Annotated in this window: 6 protein-coding genes; 5 read left to right on the top strand and 1 reads right to left on the bottom strand. The window is 63.1% G+C overall.

Annotated features, from left to right (window positions below):
* Positions 1–694 (bottom strand): Nramp family divalent metal transporter (locus BG57_RS23045; protein ID WP_035968478.1); only part of this gene is annotated, 694 nt, incomplete at its 3' end.
* 201 nt (positions 695–895) lie between these two features.
* On the opposite strand from BG57_RS23045, the gene BG57_RS23040 reads away from it, so the two are divergent.
* The 5 genes from BG57_RS23040 (at position 896) to BG57_RS23020 (ending at position 7,665) form a co-directional block, all read left to right on the top strand.
* On the top strand, positions 896–1,174 hold the full coding sequence (locus tag BG57_RS23040; RefSeq protein WP_052005949.1) for a DUF4148 domain-containing protein: 279 nt from the start codon (positions 896–898) through the stop codon (positions 1,172–1,174).
* A gap of 143 nt (positions 1,175–1,317) precedes the next feature.
* Complete coding sequence (locus tag BG57_RS23035) at positions 1,318–1,584, top strand: DUF4148 domain-containing protein (RefSeq protein WP_035968476.1); 267 nt, start codon at positions 1,318–1,320, stop codon at positions 1,582–1,584.
* A 184-nt stretch (positions 1,585–1,768) separates the two neighbouring features.
* Positions 1,769–4,945, top strand: coding sequence for an efflux RND transporter permease subunit (locus tag BG57_RS23030; protein WP_035968475.1), 3,177 nt, complete (start codon positions 1,769–1,771; stop codon positions 4,943–4,945).
* A gap of 24 nt (positions 4,946–4,969) precedes the next feature.
* A complete protein-coding gene (locus BG57_RS23025; protein WP_035968473.1) occupies positions 4,970–6,184 on the top strand; it encodes an efflux RND transporter periplasmic adaptor subunit in 1,215 nt (404 codons plus the stop codon).
* Between the two features lie 14 nt (positions 6,185–6,198).
* Positions 6,199–7,665 carry an efflux transporter outer membrane subunit gene (locus BG57_RS23020; RefSeq protein WP_052005954.1) on the top strand — a complete coding sequence of 489 codons (1,467 nt, stop codon included), beginning with the start codon at positions 6,199–6,201 and terminating at the stop codon, positions 7,663–7,665.
* Positions 7,666–7,668 lie beyond the last annotated feature (3 nt).

Genomic DNA, 7,668 nt, shown 5'->3' with positions numbered 1-7,668 from the left:
GATACAGGTTATGCGGCATGACCGTCGCGCCGAGAATGCCGATCGCGAGATAAAGCGGCTCCCGGCTGGACAGCACGTCGATGGACGGCACGAGCCCCGCCGCCACCGCGGGCCAGTGCGGCTTCACGAGCGCCAGTTCCACGATGTATCCGACGCCGATGGTCGCGATCAGCCCGAGCATGATCGCCTCGAGATCGCGGAAGTTCTTCCCCTTCAGGCCGAGCACGATGATCGTATCGAAAGCGGTGAAGACGACGCCCCACATCAGCGAGCAGCCGAACAGCAAGTGAAACGCCAGCGCGCCGCCGAGCACTTCAGCGAGGTCGCACGCGATAATCGAAAGCTCCGCGAGCAGCCACTGCGCATTGGCGATGGGCTTCGAATAGCGCTCGCGCGAAAGCTGTGCAAGATCGCGCCCGGTGACGATGCCAACCCGCATGGCCAGGCATTGCAGCACCATAGCCGCCAGGCTCGACAAAACAACGACGAACAACAGGCTGAAGCCGTAGCGCGACCCGGCTTCGATATCCGTCGCCCAGTTGCCGGGGTCCATGTAGCCGATGGAAATCAGCAGCCCCGGCCCGGCGAATTGCAGCAGTTTCTTCCAGAGCGGCGCACCGGGCGCGACGATGACGGACCCTTTGACTTCGGACGGGCAGAACGGCGCGGTCGCCGTGGTCGGCAATTTGAACATGCGATAAGAGGCGCGAAAGGCAAGCGTAACGAGCAGGCGAGTCTATCACCGGCCCCGCGCGCTTTCAGGGCGCGCATGGCAATACGTCTGACGGAGGCGCCATCTGCACGCCAGCATGTCGTCACTGTCCGACAAATAGAATCTGCACGTGATCCTGGCGTGCATATCGCGATCGCCCGTCACTCGCTTGAGGAGTCCGCCATGAAGCTAGTCACCCGCATTGCCGTCGCCGCCCTCGTCGCTTCGCCGCTCGTCGCCTCCGCCCAGGAAGGGCTGACGCGCGCGCAGGTCAAGGCGCAACTCCAGCAACTGGAGCAGGCCGGCTACAACCCGTCGGAGCGCGACGCGTTCTATCCCAACAACATCCAGGCCGCCGAAGAAAAGATCCGTTCGGGCAACGCATATGGTGCATCGCCGGATGGCACGTCGGCATCGGGCGGTTCGATGTCGACCACGCCGCCCGGACAGACGCCGCAGTAAGGTTCGCGCCGCTGGTTGCAAAAGCGCCGTCGCAGGCGAACTCCAGCGCGCGGGGCATGCCTACAATGAACGAGGCCGCGTCACGATGACGTGGCCGCGCACTGTAGCCGTGTCTCTCGATCCCTTCGTATGAGGAGTTCGCCATGAAGCCAGTCATGCGCATTGCCATCGCTGTCGTTGCGCTGTCGCCCGTCGTCGCGGCAGCGCAAACCAGCGGCCTCACGCGTCAGCAAGTCGTCGACGATCTGGTTCGCGCTGAACGAGCGGGCTATTACCCCGGCGTCGACGATCAGCGTTATCCCGGCAGTTTCCTCGACATCAAAGAAGGCATCTATACCGGCGCAAGCGTTTATCGCTCCGCCACGCCGCGCAATCTCCCCGCCAATACGAACGGTTCCACTGCGAACTGAACGCTGCCGCATGAAGCGATCGCGCAGCTTGCGATCGCCCGCGATCTTTTTTCTTTCAAACTGCCTTAGATGACGAAAGGGCCATTTTCAGGTCATTTTGTCGTTGGCGCCTGGCCACTACCATAGCGACACTTCGTGCGCCTCATCCGGCCGCGCCCTTCCCTCGCATTCTCCGAACGACTCGATGTGGATCGTCAACGTTGCGCTCAAGCGGCCGTACACGTTCATCGTGATGGCCATCATGATCCTGCTGGCTACACCTTTCGTCCTCCTGACGACGCCGGTGGACGTGCTGCCCGAGATCGACATTCCCGTGGTCAGCATCATCTGGAATTACACGGGCCTTTCTGCGGAGGACATGGCGAATCGCATCACGTCGGTCAACGAGCGCAGCCTCACGACGACGGTAAACAACATCGAGCACATCGAGTCACAGTCGCTGCCGGGCATCGCGATCATCAAGCTGTTTCTGCAACCGACAGCCAACATTCAGACGGCGATTGCGCAGACCGTGGCTGTCGAACAGGCGCAACTCAAGCAGATGCCGCCCGGCGCGACGCCGCCACTCGTCATCAGCTATTCGGCCTCCAGCATTCCGGTGATTCAGCTCGGCCTGTCTAGCCCGAAGCAATCGGAACAGGACCTGAACGACACGGCGCTCAACTTTCTGCGCCCGCAACTCGTGACGATACCGGGCGCAGCCGTGCCGTATCCGTATGGCGGCAAGACGCGCCTCATCTCAGTCGACCTCGACACGCGCGCGCTGCTTGCCAAGGGGCTCACGCCTACCGACGTGGTCAGCGCCGTGAACGCGCAGAACCTGATCCTTCCGACGGGCACCGCGAAGATCGGCCCGAAGGAATACACGATCAACATGAACGGGTCGCCCACGACCGTCGCGGGCCTCAACGATATCCCGGTGCGCACGGTGAACGGCGCCACGACGTATCTGCGCGAAGTGGCGCACGTGCGCGACGGCTTCTCGCCGCAGACGAACATCGTTCGGCAGGACGGACACCGCGGCGTGCTGATCTCCGTGCTCAAGAACGGCAATGCGTCGACGCTCTCCATCGTCAATACGCTGCAGGATCTCTTGCCGCAGGCGCGCGGCTCGTTGCCTCAGGACCTCAAGATCAGCGCACTGTTCGATCAGTCCGTATTCGTGAAGGCCGCCGTGCAGGGCGTCGTGCGCGAGGCGCTGATCGCGGCGGCGCTGACTGCCGCGATGATCCTGCTCTTTCTCGGCAACTGGCGCAGTACCTGCATCATCGCAATCTCGATTCCGTTGTCCATTCTTTCGTCCCTGCTGGCGCTGCATGCGCTCGGGCAGACGATCAACATCATGACGCTCGGTGGCCTCGCGCTCGCGGTCGGCATCCTGGTGGACGACGCCACGGTGACCATCGAGAACATCGAACGTCACTTGCACATGGGAACCGATCTGCACGACGCGATTCTCGAAGGCGCCGGCGAAATCGCGGTGCCGGCGCTCGTTTCCACGCTCTGCATCTGCATCGTTTTCGTGCCGATGTTCTTTCTCACCGGCGTCGCCCGCTATCTCTTCGTGCCGCTCGCGGAAGCCGTCGTCTTCGCGATGATCGCGTCTTACGTTCTTTCGCGCACGCTCGTGCCGACGCTCGCGATGCTGCTGATGGGCCACGCGCATGCACCCGGCGCGAACCGCAAGCCCAATGTCTTCGTGCGGCTGCATCGCCGTTTCGATCATGGCTTCGAGCGCATGCGTGGCGCTTATATCGTCATTCTGAGCACTTTGCTCGTGCGCCGCCGCATGTTCGGAGCCTTGTTTCTCGGGTTCTGCGTGTCGTCGGCGGGCCTCGTGTTTCTGCTTGGCGAAGACTTCTTCCCCAGCGTCGATGCCGGCGATATCCGCTTGCACATGCGTGCGCCGACCGGTACGCGCATCGAGGAAACCGCGCGTCTCGCGGACGAGATCGAAAAGGTGGTGCGTCAGGTCGTGCCGCAAGACGAACTCACGACAATACTCGACAACCTCGGCCTGCCGTACAGCGGCATCAATCTCTCGTACAGCAACGCGGGCACGATCGGCACGCTCGATGGCGAGATTCAGGTGGCGCTCACGCCCGATCATGCGCCGACGCAGAACTACATCGACACGTTGCGCAACCTGTTGCCGCACCGCTTTCCCGGCGTTGAGTTCTTCTTTCAGCCGGCCGATATCGTCACGCAGATCCTCAATTTCGGCTTGCCCGCCGCCATCGACGTGCAGATACAGGGGCAAAACCAGCAAGCGAACTTCGAGGCCGCGAGCAAGCTGATGAAGCAGATTCGCATGATCCCCGGCAACGTCGATACGCATATCCAGCAAAAGCTCGACGAGCCGACGCTCAATCTGCAAATGGACCGAACGCGCCTGCAGCAACTCAATCTCTCCGCAAGCAATGTTGCGCAAAACGTGCTGGTTTCGCTCTCCGGAAGCTCGCAAACATCGCCGGGGTTCTGGTTCAATCCGCGCAACGGCGTCGAGTACAACCTTGCCGTGCAGACGCCGCAATATCAGGTGTCGTCGATCGACGAACTGATGCGCACGCCCGTATCCGCATCGTCGAATGGACCGACGCAATTGCTCGGCAATCTGGTGCGCCTCTCGCCGCAAAGCGAGTTCGCGGTCGTCACGCACTACAACATCCGTCCGGTGATCGACATCTTCGTGAGCGTCGAAGGGCGCGATCTCGGCAGCGTCGCGCGGCAGGTCGATCATCTCGTCGCCGAAGCGCGCCGCACCTTGCCGCGCGGAAGCCAGATCGCGGTGCGCGGACAGGTCGAAACGATGCGCACATCGTTCTTCGGCCTCGGCGTGGGCGTCGCGATGGCGATTGTGCTCGTGTATCTGCTGATCGTCGTGAACTTTCAGTCGTGGGTCGATCCGCTCATCATCGTGAGCGCGTTGCCCGCCGCGCTCGCCGGCATCGTATGGATGCTGTTTCTCACGGGCACGCATCTGTCCGTGCCAGCTTTGACCGGCGCGATCATGACGATGGGCGTCGCCACCGCGAACAGCATCCTGATGGTCTCGTTCGCGCGCCAGCGTCTCACGGCCGGCGCACCGCCCCTCACTGCCGCGCTCGAAGCAGGCGCGAGCCGCATCCGTCCGGTCCTGATGACCGCCTTCGCGATGATCATCGGCATGATTCCGATGGCGCTCGGTCTCGGCGAAGGCGCGGAGCAGAACGCACCGCTCGGCCGCGCGGTCATCGGCGGATTGCTGTTCGCCACCGTATCGACGCTCTTCTTCGTGCCGCTCGTTTTCGCCGGCATTCATTCGCGCATTGCCCGCAAAGCGCGGCGAAACGCAGACCCGCACGACAATGAAGCAAGCTAAACCGTCTCACGTCTCTCGCCGAACATGACAGAAAAGAACCACGCATCCCTCGCGATTCCTGCGCGCGATTCCGATGAGGGCCCCGCGCTGCCGCCGCGCAGTCTCGAATGGAAGCGCGCGAAGATCGCGATCTTCATCGTGCTTGCGCTGCTTGCAATCGGCGCGGCGCGCACGGTCGTGACCGATGTCTTGCACGGCCGTTCGGTTGCCACGCGCACGCAGCAAAATGCACAGCAGTATGTGAATGTCGTCGCGCCGACGCAGGCGACCAGCGGCGGCGACACCACGTTGCCGGGCACCTTGCGCGGCTTCGTCGAATCGCCGATCTATGCACGCGCCACGGGCTATCTGCTGCACTGGTATGTCGATATCGGCGCGCAAGTGAAGCAGGGCCAGCTGCTCGCCGATCTCGATACGCCCGAGATCGATCAGGAACTCGCGCAAGCCGTCGCGCAACGCGACCAGACCGCATCGAGCCTCGTGCTTGCCAAAAGCTCGCTGCAACGCTGGCAGCAGTTGCGCCAGCGCGATGCCGTCTCGCAACAGGAACTCGACGAACGGCAGAGTGCGTATAACCAGAACGTCGCGAACCTCGCCGCCGCCGACGCCAACGTGAAGCGTCTGCGTCAGCTCGAATCGTTCAAGCGCATCGTCGCGCCGTTCGCGGGCGTGGTCACGCAACGCAATGTCGATGTCGGCGATCTCATCGATGCGGGCAGCGGCGCGAGCCGCGCGCTCTTCGCGCTCGCACAGTCCGATCCGTTGCGCGTGTACGTGCAACTGCCGCAAGCGTATGCGCAGAACGTATCGATCGGACAGCAGGTCGTCGTCACGCAGGCGGAACTCTCGGGCCAGCGGTTTCACGGGAAGATCACGCACGTGTCGGGTGCGATCGATGTCGCCACGCGCTCGCTGCAAGTCGAAGTGACGCTGCCGAATCCCGATGGACGCCTGCGGCCCGGCGCCTATGTGCAGGTCGCGTTGCCGTCGTCGGCGCATGCGCGTCTGCTCGTGCCGGGCAACGCGCTGCTGTTTCGTTCCGAAGGCCCGCGCCTCGCTGTCGTCGATAACAACGGCCACGTGCAATTGCGCAAGATCGTGATCGCGCAAGACCTCGGGCGATCCCTCGAGATCGAAAGCGGCATCGGTCAGAACGACAGGATCATCATCAACCCGAGCGATTCGATTGCAGACGGCGATCATGTCGTCGTGGCGCCCGACAAGAAGGCGGCGTCGTGAGAACCGTCGCCGTCATGCTTTCATTGGCGATGCTCGCGGCCTGCACCGTCGGCCCCGACTACAAGCGTCCGATCGCGGAAACGCCGCCTGACTGGAAGACCGATTCGTACTGGCGCATCGGCGAACCTTCCCATGCGCCGCTCGCGCTCGACTGGTGGCGCGGCTTCGGCGACACCGCGCTCGATGCGCTGGAAACGCAGGCGCTCGCGCGAAACCAGACGCTTGCCGCCGCGAGCGCGCACTACGAGCAAGCGCGTGCGACGCTCGCACAGACTTCATCGCTTGCGCTGCCAGAAGTGGACCTCGGCGCGCAGGCATCGCGCTCGCGCACGTCGCGCAATCGCCCGGTGAACAATTACACGACGCCGAGCATGTCGACGGTGCAGAGCGATCTGAAGCTCGCGCCGACCGTCGATTACGACATCGATCTCTTCGGCCGCATTCGTCGCGAGGTGGAAAGCGCGCAGGCATCGGCGGAACAGTCGCGCGACGATCTCGCCAACGCGCGCCTCGTGCTGACGACGGACCTGGCAAGCGATTACTTTTCGATGCGCGAACTGGACGCCGAGATCGACGTGCTGAACCGCTCCGTCGAGCTTCAGAAGAAAGCGCTCGATTACGTGACGGCGCAACACGATCTCGGCGCGGTATCCGGCCTCGATGTGCTGCAACAGCAATCGCAACTCGATTCGACGCGCGTGCAGGCGCAATTGCTGGTCAATCAGCGAGCGCAGTTCGAGCATGCGATTGCGGCGCTCGTCGGCACACCCGCGCCGCAGTTCGCCATTGCACCGATGCACGACACGCACCCTATCCCCGCGATACCGCTCGGCTTGCCAAGCGACGTTCTTCAGCGCAGGCCCGATGTGGCGTCAGCCGAACGCGCGATGGCCGCAGCCAATGCGCAAATCGGCGTGGCGAAGGCGGCGTTCTTCCCGAGCCTGACGCTCAACGGCACGATCGGTTGGGAAAGCACGGCGCTGGCGAGTCTCGTGTCCGCGCCGAGTCTTTTGTGGACCATCGGCACGATGGCCAGCCAGGTCGTCTTCGATGGCGGACGCCGCTCGGCTGCCGTCGCGTTCGCAAGCGAAGGGTATCGGGCGACGGAGGCGAACTATCGTCAGACCGTGCTCAATGCGTTTCAGCAAGTGCAGGACGGCATCGTCGGATTGTCGGTGCTCGACGGCGCGGCGAAGCAGTCACACGCGGCCGTCGTCGATGCAGAGCGCCTGCTTTCGCTTGCGAACGATCGTTATTCGGGCGGTCTCGTCGCGTTTCTCGATGTCATCACCGCGCAACAGCAACTGCTCACGAGCGAGCGTCAGGACGTGCAGATACGCGGCCAGCAGCACACGGTTTCGGTGGCGCTCGTGAAGGCGCTGGGCGGAGGATGGAACGTCGATGAAGCAGCACACAACGATGCGGCCAGCGCGCAACGCTCGTATAGTGTCGAAAGCGCGGATGCGGCAAGCACACATTGAACA

The organism is Caballeronia grimmiae (assembly GCF_000698555.1).
Classification (GTDB): Bacteria; Pseudomonadota; Gammaproteobacteria; order Burkholderiales; family Burkholderiaceae; genus Caballeronia; species Caballeronia grimmiae.
The sequence above is the reverse complement of the archived record's forward strand: the minus strand, read 5'-3'. Positions and strand labels throughout refer to the sequence as shown.

What these genes read in the sequence shown, in the direction of transcription:
- BG57_RS23035 (WP_035968476.1), top strand. Translation starts at nt 1,318, where the DNA reads ATGAAGCCAGTCATGCGCATTGCCATCGCTGTCGTTGCGCTGTCGCCC.
- BG57_RS23025 (WP_035968473.1), top strand. Translation starts at nt 4,970, where the DNA reads ATGACAGAAAAGAACCACGCATCCCTCGCGATTCCTGCGCGCGATTCC.
- BG57_RS23030 (WP_035968475.1), top strand. Translation starts at nt 1,769, where the DNA reads ATGTGGATCGTCAACGTTGCGCTCAAGCGGCCGTACACGTTCATCGTG.
- BG57_RS23040 (WP_052005949.1), top strand. Translation starts at nt 896, where the DNA reads ATGAAGCTAGTCACCCGCATTGCCGTCGCCGCCCTCGTCGCTTCGCCG.
- BG57_RS23020 (WP_052005954.1), top strand. Translation starts at nt 6,199, where the DNA reads ATGCTTTCATTGGCGATGCTCGCGGCCTGCACCGTCGGCCCCGACTAC.